At 71.7% G+C, this 18,671-nt stretch carries 16 protein-coding genes; 6 read left to right on the top strand and 10 right to left on the bottom strand.

Annotated elements, in window-relative coordinates:
- Positions 1-128: 128 nt before the first annotated feature.
- The 6 genes from hflX to miaA form a co-directional block, all read right to left on the bottom strand.
- Positions 129-1,631: a GTPase HflX gene (hflX, locus tag AB0E24_RS23855; RefSeq protein WP_069867876.1), complete on the bottom strand. Its 1,503-nt coding sequence runs from the start codon at positions 1,629-1,631 to the stop codon at positions 129-131.
- A gap of 119 nt (positions 1,632-1,750) precedes the next feature.
- A complete protein-coding gene (locus tag AB0E24_RS23850) occupies positions 1,751-3,331 on the bottom strand; it encodes a M1 family metallopeptidase (RefSeq protein ID WP_251773083.1) in 1,581 nt (526 codons plus the stop codon).
- An 87-nt stretch (positions 3,332-3,418) separates the two neighbouring features.
- Positions 3,419-5,617 carry a RelA/SpoT family protein gene (locus AB0E24_RS23845; protein WP_206333454.1) on the bottom strand — a complete coding sequence of 733 codons (2,199 nt, stop codon included), beginning with the start codon at positions 5,615-5,617 and terminating at the stop codon, positions 3,419-3,421.
- 135 nt (positions 5,618-5,752) lie between these two features.
- Positions 5,753-6,685: a diaminopimelate epimerase gene (gene dapF / locus AB0E24_RS23840; protein WP_206333453.1), complete on the bottom strand. Its 933-nt coding sequence runs from the start codon at positions 6,683-6,685 to the stop codon at positions 5,753-5,755.
- A gap of 294 nt (positions 6,686-6,979) precedes the next feature.
- The gene (locus AB0E24_RS23835) at positions 6,980-7,477 is read right to left on the bottom strand and encodes a hypothetical protein (protein WP_359379712.1); all 498 of its coding nucleotides are present in this window, start codon (positions 7,475-7,477) and stop codon (positions 6,980-6,982) included.
- Positions 7,478-7,585: 108 nt separating this feature from the next.
- Positions 7,586-8,524: a tRNA (adenosine(37)-N6)-dimethylallyltransferase MiaA gene (gene miaA / locus AB0E24_RS23830; protein WP_359379710.1), complete on the bottom strand. Its 939-nt coding sequence runs from the start codon at positions 8,522-8,524 to the stop codon at positions 7,586-7,588.
- Positions 8,525-9,013: 489 nt separating this feature from the next.
- On the opposite strand from miaA, the gene AB0E24_RS23825 reads away from it, so the two are divergent.
- Complete coding sequence (locus tag AB0E24_RS23825; protein ID WP_069867881.1) at positions 9,014-9,256, top strand: antitoxin; 243 nt, start codon at positions 9,014-9,016, stop codon at positions 9,254-9,256.
- Between the two features lie 139 nt (positions 9,257-9,395).
- Here the strand turns inward: AB0E24_RS23825 and AB0E24_RS23820 are convergent, their stop codons facing one another.
- Complete coding sequence (locus AB0E24_RS23820) at positions 9,396-10,172, bottom strand: class III extradiol dioxygenase subunit B-like domain-containing protein (RefSeq protein WP_359379706.1); 777 nt, start codon at positions 10,170-10,172, stop codon at positions 9,396-9,398.
- Between the two features lie 22 nt (positions 10,173-10,194).
- Positions 10,195-11,727 (bottom strand): tRNA (N6-isopentenyl adenosine(37)-C2)-methylthiotransferase MiaB, encoded by a 1,533-nt coding sequence (gene miaB, locus AB0E24_RS23815; protein ID WP_174884454.1) that lies wholly within the window; start codon positions 11,725-11,727, stop codon positions 10,195-10,197.
- A 102-nt stretch (positions 11,728-11,829) separates the two neighbouring features.
- On the opposite strand from miaB, the gene AB0E24_RS23810 reads away from it, so the two are divergent.
- From AB0E24_RS23810 to AB0E24_RS23800, 3 genes are all read left to right on the top strand, one after another.
- Positions 11,830-12,552: an IclR family transcriptional regulator gene (locus AB0E24_RS23810; protein WP_359379966.1), complete on the top strand. Its 723-nt coding sequence runs from the start codon at positions 11,830-11,832 to the stop codon at positions 12,550-12,552.
- A gap of 96 nt (positions 12,553-12,648) precedes the next feature.
- Positions 12,649-13,638 carry a TAXI family TRAP transporter solute-binding subunit gene (locus AB0E24_RS23805; RefSeq protein ID WP_069867884.1) on the top strand — a complete coding sequence of 330 codons (990 nt, stop codon included), beginning with the start codon at positions 12,649-12,651 and terminating at the stop codon, positions 13,636-13,638.
- 80 nt (positions 13,639-13,718) lie between these two features.
- On the top strand, positions 13,719-14,321 hold the full coding sequence (locus AB0E24_RS23800) for a class I SAM-dependent methyltransferase (RefSeq protein ID WP_347235714.1): 603 nt from the start codon (positions 13,719-13,721) through the stop codon (positions 14,319-14,321).
- A 78-nt stretch (positions 14,322-14,399) separates the two neighbouring features.
- Here AB0E24_RS23800 and AB0E24_RS23795 read toward each other — a convergent pair whose 3' ends face one another.
- Positions 14,400-15,836: a sensor histidine kinase gene (locus AB0E24_RS23795; RefSeq protein ID WP_147966909.1), complete on the bottom strand. Its 1,437-nt coding sequence runs from the start codon at positions 15,834-15,836 to the stop codon at positions 14,400-14,402.
- Positions 15,837-15,854: 18 nt separating this feature from the next.
- On the bottom strand, positions 15,855-16,565 hold the full coding sequence (locus AB0E24_RS23790) for a response regulator transcription factor (protein WP_069867887.1): 711 nt from the start codon (positions 16,563-16,565) through the stop codon (positions 15,855-15,857).
- Between the two features lie 306 nt (positions 16,566-16,871).
- Here AB0E24_RS23790 and AB0E24_RS23785 point away from each other — a divergent pair, with 306 nt between their 5' ends.
- Both AB0E24_RS23785 and AB0E24_RS23780 read left to right on the top strand, forming a co-directional pair.
- On the top strand, positions 16,872-17,648 hold the full coding sequence (locus AB0E24_RS23785; RefSeq protein ID WP_079259202.1) for an amino acid ABC transporter ATP-binding protein: 777 nt from the start codon (positions 16,872-16,874) through the stop codon (positions 17,646-17,648).
- 81 nt (positions 17,649-17,729) lie between these two features.
- Entirely contained in the window at positions 17,730-18,641 is a 912-nt protein-coding gene (locus AB0E24_RS23780) for a glutamate ABC transporter substrate-binding protein (protein ID WP_069867968.1), read from the top strand.
- Positions 18,642-18,671: the final 30 nt, after the last annotated feature.

Here is an 18,671-nt window from a genome sequence, read left to right as displayed (position 1 = left end):
GGCTGAGCCGCCGACCGTAAGGCACCGCAAGGGCCCGCCCCCGGATTTCCGGGGGCGGGCCCTCGTGGTGAATGGCTGTCGAGCCTGGCGCTGCCGACTTTCGGGACCGGCGCCGCCGGCCCTCGGGGCTAGCGCTGCCCGGCGGCCGCGGCCGGTACGAAGCGCCGCAGCTCCGCCGCGAGCTCCTCGTGCACCCGCGCCTTGAGCAGCGTGCCCTCGGGGGTGTGCTCCTCGGAGAGCACCTCACCCTCGGTGTGGGTGCGCGCGACGAGCTTGCCGTGGGTGTACGGCAGCAGCACCTCGATCTCGACCTGGGGCCGGGGCAGCTCCTCGTCGATCACCGCGAGCAGCTCGTCGATGCCCTGCCCGCTGCGGGCCGACACCGCCAAGGCGCGCCGCTCCATGCGCAGCAGCCGCTGCACGACCAGCGGATCGGCCAGATCCGCCTTGTTGATCACAACGATCTCGGGCACATCGACCGCGCCCACATCGCGGATCACCTCGCGCACGGCGGCCAGCTGCTCCTCCGGCACCGGATGCGATCCGTCCACCACATGGACGATCAGATCGGCGTCGCCGACCTCCTCCATCGTGGAGCGGAACGCCTCCACCAGGTGGTGCGGCAGATGCCGGACGAACCCGACGGTGTCCGCCAGTGTGTAGAGCCGCCCGCTGGGCGTCTCGGCCCGGCGCACGGTCGGGTCGAGGGTGGCGAACAGCGCGTTCTCCACCAGGACACCCGCACCGGTGAGCCGGTTGAGCAGCGAGGACTTGCCCGCGTTGGTGTAACCGGCGATGGCCACCGAGGGGACCTTGTGACGCCGACGCTCCTGCCGCTTGATGTCGCGGCCGGTCTTCATCTCGGCAATCTCGCGGCGCATCTTCGCCATCTTCTCGCGGATGCGGCGCCGATCCGTCTCGATCTTGGTCTCACCGGGACCACGCGTGGCCATACCGCCGCCCGAGGATCCGGAGCCACCACCGCCCATCTGGCGGGACAGCGACTGACCCCAGCCTCGCAGCCGCGGCAGCATGTACTGCATCTGGGCGAGCGACACCTGCGCCTTGCCCTCTCGGGACTTGGCGTGCTGGGCGAAGATGTCGAGGATCAGGGCGGTGCGGTCGACCACCTTGACCTTGACGACGTCCTCGAGGTGGATCAGCTGTCCGGGGCTCAGCTCACCGTCGCAGACCACGGTGTCGGCACCGGATTCGACCACGATGTCACGCAGTTCCTCGGCCTTGCCGGAGCCGATGTAGGTGGCCGGGTCCGGCTTGCCGCGCCGCTGGATCACACCGTCCAGCACCAGGGCCCCGGCGGTCTCGGCGAGCGCGGCGAGCTCCGCCAGCGAGTTCTCCGCGTCCCGGACCGTGCCGGAGGTCCATACGCCGACCAGCACCACGCGCTCCAGGCGCAGCTGGCGGTACTCGACCTCGGTGACGTCCTCGAGCTCGGTGGACAGGCCCACCACACGCCGCAGCGCGGCACGCTCGGAGCGGTCGTACTGGTCGCCGTCACGCTCCTCGTCGATCTCGTGACTCCAGGCGACGTCCTCTTCCATCAGGGCGTCGGCCCGAAGGCTCTCGGCGGCTCGCTGCCGGTCCTGCGGAAGGGAAGAGGAGTGGGTCAAAGGAATCCTTACGTCGTGGAATACCGTCACTGTCGACAACGCTCGGCGGGCCCCCGGGATTCCCCGCCGGGCCGGCCGCGACGCCGACCCCTTGATGGTCGCACGCGGCGGCCGGACCGTCACCCGGGTTTCACGGCCCATGGCACGGCGTAACGCACCGCGTGCCGCCCCGCCCGCGCGCCGGGCAGCGCGGCGCCCTTGGTGCTCTCCTTCGCCGTCGACCTCCAGTCGGGGTGTCCCGGCATCGGCGGCGTCCTGGCGCCGTACAGCCACGGATGGAGGAATCCGCTCAGATCGCGCCCCGCCACCTCGGAGGCCAGCCGGATGAAGTCGGCGGTCGAGGCCACACCGTCGCGGTGGCGGAGCACCCAGCGCCGTTCCAGCCGGTCGAAGGCGGCCGGGCCGATCCGCTGCCGCAGCGCGTACAGCACCAGCGCGCTGCCGTCGTAGACCACCGGGCGGAAGATGCCGATCGGCTGGCCGGGGTCGGCCGGCTTGGGGGCCGCGGGTGGCCCCGCCTCGGCCCGCCAGGCGTCGGACTGCCCGTACGCCTTGCGCATCCGCCCCGTCAGGCTCGCCTTACCGCGCTCATCGGCGTACAGCGCCTCGTACCAGGTGGCGTGGCCCTCGTTGAGCCACAGATCGGACCAGCGGCGCGGGCTGACGCTGTCGCCGAACCACTGGTGCGCCAGCTCATGCACCATGATCGACTCGATGTACCAGCGAGGCAGCTGACCGCTGGTGAACAGGTCGCGCTCGAAGAGCGAGAGCGTCTGTGTCTCCAGCTCGAAGCCGGTGGTGGCGTGGGCGATCAGCACACCGTAGTTCTCGAAGGGGTAGCGCCCGGCCTTCCGCTCCATCCAGGCCAGCTGGCCTGGAGTACGCGCGAGCCACTTCTCCAGCCGTGCGCGGTCCGCCACGGGCACGACATCGCGCACCGGCAGGCCATGGGGCCCGGTGCGGCGCGGTACGGCGGAGCGGCCGATGGAGATCTGCGTCAGCTCGGTGGCCATGGGGTGGACGAGACGGTACGTCCAGGTGGTCCGCGATCCCTTGCGGACGCGCGGTCCGGGCAGACCGCCCGCGACGACCGTAAGGCTCTTCGGGGCGGTGATCCGGAAGGTGAAGCGGGCCTTGTCGGCGGGGTGGTCATTGCACGGGAAGACGCGGTGGGCGGCGTTGGCCTGGTTGGCCATGGCCAGGCCGTCGCCGGTGCGGACCCAGCCGCCGTTCGTGCCGCCCTGGGGATCGCTGGTGTGGCGGACGGTGACCCGGAACGTGGCGCCCTTGTGGATCGGGGCGGACGGGGTGATCACCAGATCCTCTCCGGCCGTCGCGAACCGGGCCCGCGCTCCGTCGACTCTTACGGAGTGCACGACGCCCTGGGCGAAGTCGAGGTTCATGGTGCGCAGGGGGGCGGTGGCCCGGGCGTCGATGGTGGTCACGGCGTCGAGCGGCCGGTCCTGACGGCGGTAGTCGAACGCGAGGTCATACGCCGTGACGTCGTACCCGGGGTTGCCGAGCTGCGGGAAGAGAGGGTCACCGATGCCCAGGGGCGTGGGGTGCGCGGGGGATACCGGCCCCGCGGCCGAGGAGGGGCCGACCGCGAGGAAGACCGCGGCCATGGCGGCGGCCACCAGCGCGGTCCTGCGGCGCCCGGTCCGCGGTGGCCAGGGGCGGCGCCCCGAAGAAAGCGTCATGCCCTACGGCTACCAGCGCCCCGGCACCCGCGCAGTCGCTCCCGGCCTTGATCCACCCGAAGGAGTTCAGAGGCGGCCCGACGGCGCTCAGGAGTGCGCCGCAGCCACGCTGCGGCCCTCGCGCGTCACGTCGTAGACCCCGGGGACGTTGCGCATGGCCCGCATCAGGATCGGCAGCTTGCCCGCGTCGGGCAGCTGGAGCGTGTAGGTGTGCCGGACCCGCTGCTCACGGGGCGGTTCGACGGCGGCCGCCACCACCTCCGCGCCCTCCGCGGCGATGGCCTCGGTGAGATCGGCCAGCAGATGCGGTCTGCTGAACGCCTCCGCGAAGAGGGTCACGCGATAGTCGCCGCCCCCGTCCCCGTCGTCCTGGTCCGCCCAGCGCACCCCGACGGCCGTACGCCCGGCCGCGGTCATCCGCGCCACCCCGGGGCAGCGCACACGGTGCACGGTGACGGCCCCGCCGCGGACCGCGAAGCCGGTGACCGCGTCCGGCGGCACGGGGGTGCAGCAGCGGGCGAGCCTTACGGTCGCACCGGGCAGGTCGACGACGATGCCCGCCTCGGGGCGGCCCGCACCGACCGCGGGGACGGCGGCCTCGCCGCCCTGCGGGGCCTGGGAGCCCTGCGCGCCCTGCCCGGTGAGCTCGGCGCCGGACTCCGCCTCCGTCTCCCGGGCCGCCTCCCGGGACTCGTGCTGCGGCGCCGGATGGGCGGCCAGCCAGCGGTTGATGGCGATACGGGCGGCCGGGGTGCGGGCGTGGTCGAGCCACTCCGGCGAGGGGCCGTGGGAGGCGGCGTCCCTGCTGTCGCTCGCCATCAGCAGCTGGAGGGTGTCGCCGTCGCGCAGCACCGTGCTCAGCGTTGCGATCCGGCCGTTGACCCGGGCGCCGATACAGGAGTGCGCGTCATCGCCGTACAGGGAGTACGCGGCGTCCACACAGCTCGCGCCCGCGGGCAGGCCGAGCGTCCCGCCGTCGGAGCGGAAGACCGTGATCTCCCGGTCCTGGGCGAGGTCGTCGCGGAGCGAGGTCCAGAAGATGTCGGGGTCGGGGGTGGCGCTCTGCCAGTCGAGCAGCCGGGACAGCCAGCCCGGGCGGGTGGGGTCCGCCCGCTCGCCCTCGGGGGCGTCGGCGCCCTCCGTCGGGGCGTACGGATTGCCGAGGGCGATCACTCCGGCCTCCGCGACCCGGTGCATCTGGTGGGTGCGGATGAGGACTTCGGTGACCTCGCCGTCGCGCCCGGCCACGGCCGTGTGCAGCGACTGGTAGAGGTTGAACTTGGGGACCGCGATGAAGTCCTTGAACTCCGAGATCACCGGGGTGAAGCAGGTGTGCAGTTCGCCGAGGACCGCGTAACAGTCGGCGTCGTCGGAGACCAGGACGAGCAGTCGGCCCAGGTCGGTGCCGGTCAGCTCGCCGCGCTTGATCCCGGCCCGGTGGACGGAGACGAAGTGCCGCGGCCGGACGAGGACTTCGGCGGTGATGCCCGCCTCATGGAGCACGCCCCGTACGTCCCCGGCGGCGAGGGCCAGCGGGTCGGGGCGCCCGGCGTGGGCCTGGAGGAGCTCGCGGGTCCGCGCGTACTCCTCGGGGTGGAGGATGGCGAAGACCAGGTCCTCCAGCTCGGTCTTGAGCGCCTGCACCCCGAGCCGCTCGGCGAGCGGAATCAGCACATCACGGGTGACCTTGGCGATGCGGGCCTGTTTCTCGGGGCGCATCACGCCGAGGGTGCGCATGTTGTGCAGCCGGTCGGCGAGTTTGATCGACATCACCCGGACATCGTTGCCAGTGGCGACGAGCATCTTGCGGAAGGTCTCGGGCTCGGCCGCCGCGCCGTAGTCGACCTTCTCCAACTTGGTGACGCCGTCGACGAGATAGCGGACCTCCTCGCCGAACTGCTCCCCCACCTGATCGAGGGTCACATCGGTGTCCTCGACGGTGTCGTGGAGCAGCGAGGCCGTCAGGGTCGTGGTCTCGGCGCCCAGTTCGGCGAGGATCAGCGTGACGGCCAGCGGATGGGTGATGTACGGCTCACCGCTCTTGCGCATCTGGCCGCGATGGGAGGACTCGGCCAGGACATACGCCTTGCGGAGCACATCCAGCTCGGCTCCGGGATGGTGCACGCGATGGACCTTGGCCACATGCTCGATCGCGTCCGGCAGCCGGCCGCGCGAGGCCGGACCGAGCAGGGCCGCCCGGCTGAACCTGCGGAGATTGCGCAGGTCGATACGGGGGAGGCCGCGCCTGCGACCGAACGGGGCCTGGTCGGTGGCCTCTGCGCTCATGGGCACCTCCGGCGGCGTCGAGCGTCAACCGGCGTGGGCACTCCCCCGGGCCGGTGCTTGATGCTATCGAGCCCATCACGCACGGCCGACCGGCTCTCGCCCAGAGTGAAACGGATCACCCATTCGAGGGAAGTGTCAGCCGAGGTCCGTGCCCAGCCAAGAGGGATCCAGCTCCCCCTCGGCCACGATCACGGCAGGGCCGGTCATCTCCACCGTACCGTCCGGCCGTTCGCTGATGACAAGCCGCCCTCCCGGAACGTCCACGGTGTAGGTGACGGGGTGGCCGGTGACCGCCGGATCGGCCCCGTCACGGCGCGCCGCGGCCACCATCACGGCGCAGGCGCCGGTGCCGCAGGAGCGGGTCTCGCCGGAGCCGCGCTCGTGCACGCGCATCGCGACATGGCGCGGGCCGCGGTCGACGACGAACTCGACATTGGTGCCCTGCGGGTACGCGGAGGCGGGGCGCACGGCGGGGGCCGTGAAGAGATCACCGGCCTGGGCGAGGTCGTCGACGAACGCGACCGCGTGCGGATTGCCCATGTTCACGTTGCGCGCGGGCCAGCAGCGCTCACCGACCGTGACCGTGATCTCCCCTTCGGGGCCGGGCTCGGGCAGTATCGCCTCGCCCATCACCACGGTGATCGGGCCGTCGGACCCGGCCGTGGCCTCACCCGGCCGCGCGGCGTCACCGGCATCCTTGGCGATGTGGACCCGGCGCACCCCGGCCCGGGTGGCGACCGCGAGATCGCCCGCCTCGACGAGCCCGGCCCGCTGGAGGTAGCGGGCGAAGACGCGGACTCCGTTGCCGCACATCTCGGCGACGCTGCCGTCGCTGTTGCGGTAGTCCATGAACCACTCGGCCTGGTCGGCCATGCCCCGCGCCTCGGGATGCGCCGAGGACCGTACGACACGGATCAGCCCGTCACCGCCGATACCGGCGCGGCGGTCACAGATCCGGGCGACGGCGGCCGCGGACAGCTCCAGGCCGCCGTCCAGGTCGGGGACGATGACGAAGTCGTTCTCGGTGCCGTGCCCCTTGACGAAGGACAGCCGTGGTGCGGTGCTCATCCCTCGATCCTACGGGGCACCGCGAGCGCCGTCCCCCGGTGCCCGGCGGGCGCCGCCGGGGCGGCCCTGAGCCCGTGACGAGCCCGCACCGCCGCGAGGTGCCGGGCCCGGCGCCGGGACCCGGGAGGAGCCGCCGGAGGGGGCCTAAGCGGATCGGCGGAAGTCGGCTGCGGTTCGGGGGCGCCCCGAAGGGGCGCGGGGCTGTATCGATATGCGGCTCCACCGCGGGGCGCGACCAGCCACGACGGCGCCGCAGACGATCGACGGCAGGTCGGGGCACTTCCAGCTGAACGCTCAGCGGAGGCGGGCCACGCGCCAGAAGGTGAGGGCAACCAGCAGCGCGACGATCAGCACATAGAGCACCACGAAGCGCCAGTCCGGGCGGCGCCCGGAGCCCCTGGGGGGAAGGCCCGGCCAGGTGTAGCCCACCCGGCGGGCGGCCATCAGGCCCCAGCCCGCCGCACAGCCGCTCAGCAGGAGGCCGAGCATGGCCACGACCGCCCCTCCGTCGCCGAACTCGAAGGCGAGCGGGAAGGCGAACATCAGCGAGCCGAGGATGGCCAGGGCGACGATCGGCGCGATCTGCCAGATCCGCAGCCGGCGCGGCGGACGCAGTTCCCGGAAGGACTCCCCGGAGACCGACCCCGCGCCGTCCGGGTCCTCGGAGCCGTCCTCGAGGACCGCGCCGGCCTCATGGAAGGCTCCGGCCTCATCGTCGGGGCCGTCCGGGGTCAGCGACCGCGCGTCTCCGTGCGGCGATTGCTGCGATGCGTCGCGAGGGCCGGCCTCCATCGCCACACGCCCTCCCAACTCCAGACACCACGGCACGATCGGAGCTTGATGATGGCATGCCCGCCGGGGCCCCAATGACGAGCGGAGCGTCCCGATGCCATCACGTGATCAGGCTGTGACCGCCCGTTCAACCAACGCGAGGGCGCTCGCCAGGAGTTCCCCCCTACGGTCGGCGGCTCCGCTGAGCCAGTGGACCCTGGGATCGCGGCGGAACCAGGAGTCCTGACGGCGTGCGAACCGCTTGGTGGCGCGCACCGTTTCGGCCTTCGCGTCCTCCTCGGCGCACTCCCCCGCGAGCGCGGCGAGCACTTGCTGATAGCCGAGCGCGCGGGAGGCGGTACGGCCGGAGCGCAGCCCGGCGGCCTCCAGCCGGCGGACCTCCTCGACCAGCCCGGCGTCCCACATCCGGTCGACCCGCAGGGCGATCCGCTCGTCCAGCTCGGGCCGCTCGACGTCGACGCCGATCTGGAGCGTGTCGTAGACCGCCTCATGCCCCGGCAGATTGGCGGTGAAGCGGCGGCCGGTGATCTCGATGACCTCCAGCGCCCGGACCACCCTGCGGCCGTTGCTGGGCAGGATCGCGCGCGCCGCCTCGGGGTCGGCGGCGGCGAGCCGGGCGTGCAGGACCCCGGAGCCCCGCTCCTCCAGCTCGGCCTCGAGCCGGGCCCGGACGGCGGGGTCGGTGCCCGGGAACTCGAGTGCGTCGATGGCCCCGCGGATGTAGAGACCGGAGCCGCCGACCAGGACGGGGGTGCGGCCCTGGTCGAGCAGGCGGTCCATCTCGGCGCGGGCCAGCCGCTGGTACTCGGCGACGCTCGCGGTCTGGGTGACGTCCCAGATGTCCAGCAGCCGGTGCGGCACCCCCTGCCGCTCGTCCTCCGTCAGCTTGGCGGTGCCGATGTCCATGCCCCGGTAGAGCTGCATGGAGTCGGCGTTGACGACCTCGCCGCCGAGATGTCTGGCGAGCGCGACGCCCAGGTCGGACTTTCCGGCCGCGGTGGGGCCGACGACGGCGATGACTCGCAGCGGGTGGCCTGCAATATTCACCGGGCCAGTCTCGCAAATGCCAGGGGCTCTCCTCGAATGAGCGACGTGACGGGGCACCACCGGGTTCGTTGCCTGTTGCGAGGTTCCCAGGGCCGGTTCGGGGACTCGGTGTCCACGCGCGGCGCAAGGGGGCACTCCGAACGGCACGGGATTTCGCCCGCACGAGTAAGGTATGGAGTAGATATGGGCGTGTTTTCCAGGTTTCGACGTTCTTCCAGGTCTCACCGTGTGTCGAAGCGGACGATCCGATCGTCCGAGAGGGCACCGGAGGAGACACCATCCGCGCAGGACACCCAGGCCACGGCCGACGCCGCAACGGCGGAGGCCGAGTCCGGGACCGCTGACGGGGATGAGGCCGCGCGGAGCGGGAAGGAGAGTCCGGCGGGTGAAGGCGCCGGAATCCCCAGGCAGCAGTCCGCGGCCGAGGCGGCCGACAGCGAGACCGGTGAGAACGCCCGCACATAGGCAACCGACGAGGGTAGGTGGCACATGGGCCTGATGGACAATCTCAAGGCCAAGGCCGGTCAGATGAAGGGCAAGGCCGGCGGCTTCGCGCAGCAGCACGAGGCCAGGATCGGACGGGGCCTGGAGAAGGCGGCCAAGTCGGTCGACACCAGGACCAAGGGCAAGTACAGCGCCAAGATCGAGACTGGCACGGGCAAGGCGAAGGACGCCCTCAACCGCCTCTCGCACATGGACGAGCCCAAGCCCAAGCGCAAGGGCGACGCATAAGGCCGGCCAGGCCAAGTAGGCACGCAAGAAGGCACATCGGACGGGGGCGGACACGTCGGGGGCGGGTGACGCCGGTCCCGGACCGGCCGACCCCGCCGGTACGCGGCCGTGGAGCGCACGCTCCACGGCCGCGAGCGGTCTACGACAACCAGCTCGCCACGAAATACCCCACGCCGTACGGCGCTTCGTCATACCGCAACTCCCCCTTCAGGCGCGCCCCCTCGCCCGCCCCGGCGAGCACCTGCATCGGCGCGCGTCCTGCCGCCTTGAGCCCGTACGCCAACTCCTCGTCGAGCGCGGCCAGCGCTCCGGTGTCGGCGGCCGCCAGCGCCCGCGCCACCTCGGCGTCGAACGGGGCCGCCCGCTCGTCGAGATAGCCCGGCGCCTTCAGCGTGCGGCATGCGGTGCCGTCGCCCATCACCAGCAGCGCGACCCGCTCCGCCCGCCCGGCGAGCTCCCTTCCGACTTCAATACACCGCTCGGCCGCGAGAGGTTCCCCCACACCCAGCCCCTCGACGGGCACCGCCGGGTCCCACCCCGCGTGCTCCAGCAGCCAGGCGCCGACCGCAAGCGAGGTCGGCAGGGTGGGCGGCAGCGACGGCGGCAGCTCGGGCGAGAGTCCCCGCCCCGCGGCATCGCCGCCGCCGGACGTCCCCTCCGCCGTCGGCGCCGCAAGCCGCACATCCAGCTCCACCCCGAAGCCGCGGAACGATCCTGCCGCGCCCTGCGCATGTTTCCCGCGCCCGGCGAGATCGGCGGGTCCCACCACGATCAGGCAGTCCGGACGCGCCGCCGCGAGGGCGCGGACGGCCTCGGAACACGCCGCGCGCAGCCCGTCCAGCTCGGGCGCGGCTCCCGCGGCGACCTCGGGCACCAGCAGCGGCGGACACGGGCAGACGGCGGCGGCGATCAGCATGATCGTGAGCCTAGCCGCGCGTTCAGTCGCAGCCGCAGCCCGCGGCGGGCGTGGCCGGCAGCGGCGGCGGGGCACCCACCGTCGGCAGGCCCAGCAGCACACCCGCGGGCTGCTTCTCCCCTGGCGCGTTCCGCCGCTCCCAGGCGTCTCCGGCACGGGTGCGCCGCACGCTCCGGGCCGGGCCCTCGGCCAGCAGATGGTGCGGGGCGGCGTAGGTGATGTCGACGGTGACGACATCACCGGGGCGCACCGGCTCCTCGGGCCGTGCGAAGTGCACCAGGCGGTTGTCGGGGGCCCGGCCGGACAGCCGCCGCGTGGCGTCGTCCTTACGGCCCTCTCCCTCGGCGACCAGCACCTCCAGCGTCCGGCCGACCTGCTTCTTGTTCTCCTCCCAGGAGATCTCCTCCTGGAGGGCGACCAGCCGCTCGTAGCGCTCCTGGACGACCTTCTTGGGCACCTGGCCGTCCATCTCGGCGGCGGGTGTCCCGGGCCGCTTGGAGTACTGGAAGGTGAACGCCTGCGTGAAGCGCGCCTCGCGCACCACGTGCAGCGTCTGCTCGAAGTCCTCCTCCGTCTCCCCGGGGAAGCCGACGATGATGTCGGTCGAGATGGCGGCGTCCGGCATCGCGGCGCGCACCTTCTCGATGATGCCCAGGTAGCGCTCCTGCCGGTACGAGCGGCGCATCGCCTTGAGCACGGTGTCCGAGCCGGACTGAAGCGGCATGTGCAGCTGCGGCATCACGTTCTCCGTCTCGGCCATGGCGGAGATGACGTCGTCGGTGAAGTCGCGCGGATGCGGTGAGGTGAACCGGACCCGCTCCAGGCCGTCGACCTTCCCGCAGGCGCGCAGCAGCTTGCTGAACGCCTCGCGGTCGCCGATGTCGGAGCCGTAGGCGTTCACGTTCTGGCCGAGCAGGGTGATCTCGGTGACACCCTCGGCGACCAGGGCCTCCACCTCGGCGAGGATGTCGCCGGGCCGGCGGTCCTTCTCCTTGCCGCGCAGCGCCGGGACGATGCAGAAGGTGCATGTGTTGTTGCAGCCCACGGAGATGGAGACCCACGCGGCGTACGCGGACTCGCGCCGCGTCGGAAGGGTGGAGGGGAAGGCTTCCAGGGACTCGGCGATCTCGACCTGGGCTTCCTCCTGGACGCGGGCGCGCTCCAGCAGCACCGGCAGGCTGCCGATGTTGTGGGTGCCGAAGACCACATCGACCCACGGGGCCTTGTTGACGATGGTGTCGCGGTCCTTCTGGGCCAGACAGCCGCCGACGGCGATCTGCATACCCGGCCGCCGCGCCTTGATCGGCGCGAGCCGGCCGAGGTTGCCGTACAGCCGGTTGTCGGCGTTCTCCCGCACCGCGCAGGTGTTGAAGACGACGATGTCGGCCTCGCCCTCATCGGTGCCCTCGGGCGCGCGGACGTAGCCCGCCTCTTCCAGGAGGCCCGAGAGCCGCTCGGAGTCATGGACATTCATCTGGCACCCGTAGGTGCGGATCTCGTAGCTCTTGGGTGCTTGAACGTCCACTGCCGGGCTCCGGTCGCTGCTGATGGTCACCCGACAAGGGTAGGCGCTCACGGAAAGCCTCCCTGCCCGACGGTGGGCCGGGCGGCCATGGGCACAATGGGTTCCATGACACGGAACAGCTCCCAGGGCAACATGCTCGACAAGGCGGTGGCCGTCCTCGGCTGCTTCCGGCCCGACGGCGGCGCGTTCCGTCTCACAGAACTGTCGGCGCGTACGGGGCTGGCCAAGACCACCGTGTTCCGGCTCTGCGCCGATCTGGTCCGGCTCGGCCTGCTCGAACGTGACGCCGAGACCTACCGGCTCGGCGGCGCCCTGTTCGAACTGGGCTCGCTCGTGCCGCGCCGGCGCGATCTGCGGGAGGCCGCGCTGCCGTTCCTCCAGGACCTCTTCGAGGCCACGCACGAAACCGTGCACCTCGGGATGCGCGAGGGCCACGAGGTGGTCTACGTCGAGCGTATCCACGGCCACGACGCCCTGCGGCTGCCCTCCCGCATCGGCGGCCGACTGCCCCTGACCTGCACCGGCGTCGGCAAGGCGCTCCTGGCGTTCTCGGGCTCCGAGCTGGTCGAGGAGGTCCTGGCCGCGCCTCTGCCCCGCCTCACCGCCCACTCGATCACCGATCCGGACCGGCTGCGCACGGCCGTCGAACAGGCTCAGGTCTCGGGGCTGGCCTACGAGGAGGAAGAGGCGGCTCCGGGGGTCAGCTGCATCGCGGCCCCCGTCTTCGACGGACCGACGGCGGTGGCGGCGCTGTCAGTGGCCGTGCCGCGCGGCCGCTTCCGGCCGGCACATCTGGCGCCGGCGGTCCGGACCGCAGCCCTGGGCCTGTCGAGGGCCCTGCGCTCCGGCACCTGATCGAGCGGCGCCCACCGGACGGGATCCCGGACTCTCCTCGCCTCCCGTGGGCCTCGCCCCTCCCCTCCCGGAAGCGGGGCTGGCAGGATCCTCGCCATGGCCGTCACCCTTCCGCGCCTGGACCGGCGCCGTGCCCTCCAGTCCGCCGCCGCGGGCCTCGTCGCCCTCGGGCTGCTGCTGTGGTGGCTGCTGGCGACGGGCGGCGGCCCCGCGCCCAGCGGCCGGGTGACGTTCGCGACGGGGGTCTCCACCGGCGTCTACGACACCTACGGCCGGATGCTCGAGCAGGACCTCGCCCGGGACCTCCCCGATGTCGATGTGCGGCTGGAACAGTCCAGGGGGTCCCCGGAGAACGTCGAACGGCTGGCCCGGGGCAGGGCCACCTTCGCCATCGCCGCCACCGACGCCGTCGCCGCCTACCAGGGCGAGGGGGCGGATCAGCTGCGGGCCTGCGCCCGGCTCTACGACGACTACATGCAGCTGGTCGTGCCGAGGGGCTCGTCCGTGCGATCGGCCCGCGATCTGAAGCATCTGCGGGTGGGGGTGGGCGACGACGGCTCGGGCGTGCAGCTGATCACCCGGGCGCTGATCAAGGCCGCCGGGCTCGACTTCGAGCGGGACATCCGGGCGGAGCGGGTCGGCATCGACACCATGCCGAGGCTGCTGCGCCAGGGCAAGCTGGACGCCTTCTTCTGGTCGGGCGGGCTGCCGACCTCCGCGGTGCGCACCCTGGCCCGCGCCTACCCGATCCGGCTCGTCCAGCTCGGCGACCTCACCGGCCCGCTGCACCGGCAGGGCGGGGTGACGCGCTACTACCGGGCGGCCACCGTGCCCGCCGACGCGTACGAGGAGATACGCAGGCCGGAGCCGGTCAAGACGATCGCCGTACCGAACCTCCTGGTCACCACGGACCGGGTGGACCCCGATCTGGCGGAGGGCGTCACCCGCACGGTGATAGAGAACCGGGACCGCATCGGGGCGACGGTGCACGCCGCCCAGAAGGTGGACCTGCGCACCGCCGTCTTCACCGATCCGCTCGCCCTCCACCAGGGCGCGGCGCGCTATTACCGCTCGGTCAAGCCGTAGCCCGGCAACACCGCCGTCCCGATCCAGCCGACCGGCGGAACCCGCGTCCAGGAGGGACCCGCCTCCGGCAGGATCTTCACATGACAGCGAAGAACCGCAGGCGGTGGAACCACAACATCCACTACCACCCCCGCATCCTCCGCGCGGTCCCCGACGGCTCCCGGCGCGCCCTCGACGTCGGCTGCGGCGAGGGCATGCTCGCCCGCGCGCTCCGGCGGACCGTGCCACATGTCACCGGCATCGACCTCGACGCGCCCAGCCTCGATCAGGGGCGTGCGTACCGGGACGATATCGACTACATCCTCGGCGATTTCCTCAGCCACCCGTTCGAACCCGCCTCGTTCGACGTCATCGCCTCGGTGGCCACCCTGCACCACATGGACGCCGCCACCGGCCTGACCCGCATGCGCGAACTGTTGCGGCCCGGCGGCGTCCTGGCCGTCGTCGGCATCGCCCGCGACACCCTGCCCAAGGACCTGCCGCGCGTCCTTGCCGCCGTGGCCGCCGGTAAGGCCCATCGCGCCGTGAAGGGATACTGGGAGCACCCGTCCCCCATCGTGTGGCCACCGCCGGTGACCTACCCGGAGATGCGGGCGCTGGCCGCCGGGCTGCTGCCCGGCTCGCGGTACCGCCGTCACCTCCTGTGGCGCTACAGCGTCGTCTGGCACAAGCCGCGGGACTGAGCGGCCCTTACGGCGCCCGCCCGCGCCCTTACCACGACCGCTCACGCCCTTACGGCGCTCCTCACGCCCTTACGGTCTTCACGCCCTTACGGTCTTCACGTTCTCACCGGGCCCGGTCCTCGGGACGGTGATGGTCACACACAGGCCGCGGGGCTCGTTGGGGGCGTAGTGGATCGTGCCGCCGCCCGCCGCGAGCAGGGCGCGGGTGATGGACAGGCCCAGACCCGAGCCCGAGATGTTCTGGTGGCGGCTGCTGCGCCAGAAGCGGTCGCCGATGCGGGCGAGTTCCTCCTCGGTGAGGCCCGGGCCGCCGTCGGAGACAACGATCGCGACGCTGTCGCCCTCCGTCCGCGCCGAGACCTCCACATGCGCGCCCTCCGGCGTGAACTTCAGGGCGTTGTCGACCACGGCGTCCAGCGCGCTGGAGAGGGCCACTGGGTCGGCCCAGCCGGTGATGGCCGCCGGCCCGGTGTAGGCGAGCCCGACCTCCTCCCGTTCGGCCACCAGCAGCCACGCGTCCACCCGGTCGGTCGCCAGCTCCGCGATATCGGTGAGCCGCAGATCCGCGGCGGAGTGCTCGGCCAGGGCGAGGTCGAGCAGATCGTCCAGGACGCTGGCCAGGCGCTTGCCCTCCGCGCGCACCGAGGCGATCTCCTCATGGCCGTCCGGCAGTTCCAGCGCCAGCAGCTCGATGCGCAGCAGCAGCGCGGAGAGCGGATTGCGCAGCTGGTGGGAGGCGTCGGCGACGAACGCCCGCTGCTGCTCGAGGACTTGTTCGACGTTGTCGGCCATCTCGTTGAACGAGCGGGCCAGCCGCCGCAGCTCCGGGGGCCCGGAGGCGGCCGCGACGCGTGACTGCATCTGCCCGGTGGCGATGTCATGGGTCGCGCCGTCCAGGACGCGCACCGGCCGCAGCACCCATCCGGTGAGCCGGACGGCGGCCCCCACGGCCAGCAGCATCGCGGCGGCTTCGCCCGCGCCGATGACGAGCCAGCCGTGCAGGATGCGCGACCGCATCTGGCCGGTGGGCGAGTCGGTGACGACGACGGCCACCACGTCCCCGTCGCGGACGACGGGAGAGGCCACCGTGAGCCTGCCCCGCTGCCAGGGCCACACCTGGGGCGGATCGTGGCTGCGGCGCCCGGCGAGGGCCTCGTCGAACGCCTGGGAGCTCTCGCCCGTGTCCGGCAGCCGCCAGCCGCCTGGTGCCTCGGCCATGGGCGGTGCGTCCCGCTCCCGGTAGAAGACCCCGGCCCGGATGCCGTACAGCTCGTGGTAGCGCTTGAGCTCGGCGCGCAGGGTGTCCAGCCGCTCGCCCCCCTCCGGGCCCGCCGACCCCGTCGGCCCGGCGCTGACGAACTGGGCGAGCGCGGCGAAGCGCGCGGTGTCGTCGATCCGGTCGACGACCACTCGCTGCTGTTCGCGGGCGGCCAGGCTCCCGGCGAGCGGGAAGCCGAGCGCGAGCAGCACGCCCGCCATGAGGACGATGAGAAGCGGGAGCAGCCGGGTGCGCACCGAGGGAGCCCCGGTCGCTCAGCGAGCCGGTGCGACGAGGCGGTAGCCCACCCCGCGCACCGTCTCGATCAGGGCGGGCATCCGCAGCTTGGAGCGCAGGGAGGCGATATGGACCTCCAGGGTGCGCCCCGTACCCTCCCAACTGGTGCGCCAGACCTCGCTGATGATCTGCTCCCGGCGGAAGACCACACCGGGGCGCTGGGCGAGCAGGGCGAGCAGATCGAACTCCTTACGGGTGAGCGAGACGGTCGTGCCGTTGACGGAGACCTGGCGGGTGGGCAGTTCGATCGTCACCGGGCCGAGCCGCAGCGGCGGATGGGGGCCGTCCGGGCCCTCCTCGGCGCCATGGCCCGGGTCGTGGGCGGCGGTGCGGCGGCTGACGGCGTGGATGCGGGCGAGCAGCTCCATGGTGTCGTACGGCTTGACCACATAGTCGTCGGCGCCGAGGTTGAGCCCATGTATGCGCGAGCGCACATCCGCCCGCGCCGTCACCATGATCACGGGCGTGGCGGTGCGCTTGCGGATCTTGCCGCACACCTCGAATCCGTCCTGGTCGGGCAGGCCGAGATCGAGGAGCACCACGCCGAAGGGGGCGCCGGAGTCGGGCAGCAGCGCTTGCAGCGCCTCCTCGCCGCTGCGGGCGTGGGTGACCTCGAATCCGTGCCGGGAGAGCATGGCGGACAGGGCCGCGGCGACGTGGTTGTCGTCCTCGACGAGCAGCAGTCTCACCGGCCCCTCCGCCACCTTCCCGTCCCAAGGGGGACGCGCCCCGTACGCGTCCCCGTCACCATGGCTTCGAATGCGGCCATGAACATGGCCACAGGGCATCCACTCCGATCGACGGGCAGCCGTCAAGACGCATTCGGTCACACACTGGTTTCCGTTATGCAGCCGGTACGGTGAGCATCGTCCCGTTCACGCAGAGTGTCACGTCGCGGCCATATCGTTATCCTCAATTTCAGCTCAGATGTAATGACGCTGGTCGTGGGCGCTTATTAGTGTCCTCCCAACCGAGGAGGACGGAGCGAGACGCCGATGAGCGAAGTATCGGTGACCAAGGACGCCGCACCGGTGGCGAACGCGTTGGTTGCCTTGTCAGGAGTCAACAAGCACTTCGGCGCGCTGCATGTGCTCCAGGACATCGACCTGACCATCAGCCGCGGCGAAGTGGTCGTCGTCATCGGGCCGTCCGGGTCCGGGAAGTCGACGCTGTGCCGCACGGTCAACCGGCTGGAGACGATCGACTCCGGGTCCATCACGATCGACGGCAAGCCGCTGCCCCAGGAGGGCAAGGAGCTCGCCAGGCTGCGCGCCGATGTCGGCATGGTCTTCCAGTCCTTCAACCTCTTCGCGCACAAGACGGTGCTCGAGAACGTGATGCTGGGCCAGCTCAAGGTCCGTAAGACGGACAAGAAGACCGCCGAGGAGAAGGCCCGCACGCTGCTCGACCGGGTGGGCGTCGGCGCCCAGGCGGACAAGTACCCCGCCCAGCTGTCCGGCGGCCAGCAGCAGCGTGTGGCGATCGCCCGCGCCCTGGCCATGGACCCGAAGGTGATGCTCTTCGACGAGCCGACCTCGGCGCTGGACCCGGAGATGATCAACGAGGTGCTGGAGGTCATGCAGCAGCTCGCCCGGGACGGCATGACGATGGTCGTCGTCACCCATGAGATGGGCTTCGCCCGCTCCGCCGCGAACCGGGTGGTCTTCATGGCCGACGGCCGGATCGTCGAAGAGGCCGAGCCGGAGCAGTTCTTCAACAACCCCCGCAGCGACCGGGCCAAGGACTTCCTGTCGAAGATCCTGCACCACTGAGCCGGGCCGGCTCGGGCCGACCGCCGGCACGTTCGCCACTGCGTATCTGAAGCACGTACTGAACACAGAGGGATGGGCACCATGAGGATTCGTAAGACGGCCGCGGCGGCCACGGTGGTTCTCGCGCTGGCCGCGACGGCGACAGCCTGTGGCGGCGAGAAGGGCAACGCCGGGGACAAGCCGAAGGGCGGAGACGTCTTCACCGGCGACTACACGGTCGCGAAGGACGTGAAGATCGACTCGCCGACCCTGAAGGCGGCGCAGCAGCGTGGCAAGATCGTCATCGGCGCCAAGGCCGACCAGCCCTTCCTCGGGTTCCAGGACACCGAGGGCAAGCGCTCCGGCTTCGACATCGAGATCGCCAAGATGGTCGCCGCCGACCTCGGCTTCTCCGCGGACAAGATCACCTTCAAGACGGTGGACTCCAACGTCCGCGAGACCTCCATCTCCAAGGGCCAGGTCGACTACTACGTCGGCACCTACACCATCAACGACGAGCGCAAGAAGCAGGTCGGCTTCGCGGGCCCGTACTACCAGGCCGGTGCTGACCTGCTGGTCCGCATGGAGGACAAGGGCAAGATCACCGGCCCGGACAGCATCAAGGGCAAGAAGGTCTGCTCAATCGTCGGCTCCACCCCGCTCCAGGAGATCAAGAAGCCGAAGTACGGCGCCAAGACCACCGAGCTGAGCAAGTACTCGCTCTGCGTCAAGCAGCTGCTCGACGGCCAGGTCGACGCGGTCACCACCGACGACGCGATCCTCAAGGGCTACGCCGCCCAGCGCTCCAGCAAGCTCCACGTGGTCGGCAAGCCGTTCACCGAGGAGCCGTACGGCATCGGCATGAACAAGAACGACAAGGCGCTCCGCGACGCGATCAGCGACTCGCTCGAGAAGCACATCAAGAACGGCGACTACAAGAAGGCGTACGAAGGCACGCTCGGCAAGTCCGGCTCCTCCTACGTCGCGCCGAAGACCCCCCTGCCCCGCTACTGAGCAGGGCCGCCCGTCCGCCCGTTCGCCTGT

It is taken from the genome of Streptomyces malaysiensis subsp. malaysiensis (genome assembly GCF_040653035.1).
GTDB lineage: Bacteria > Actinomycetota > Actinomycetes > Streptomycetales > Streptomycetaceae > Streptomyces > Streptomyces malaysiensis.
The sequence above is the reverse complement of the archived record's forward strand: the minus strand, read 5'-3'. Positions and strand labels throughout refer to the sequence as shown.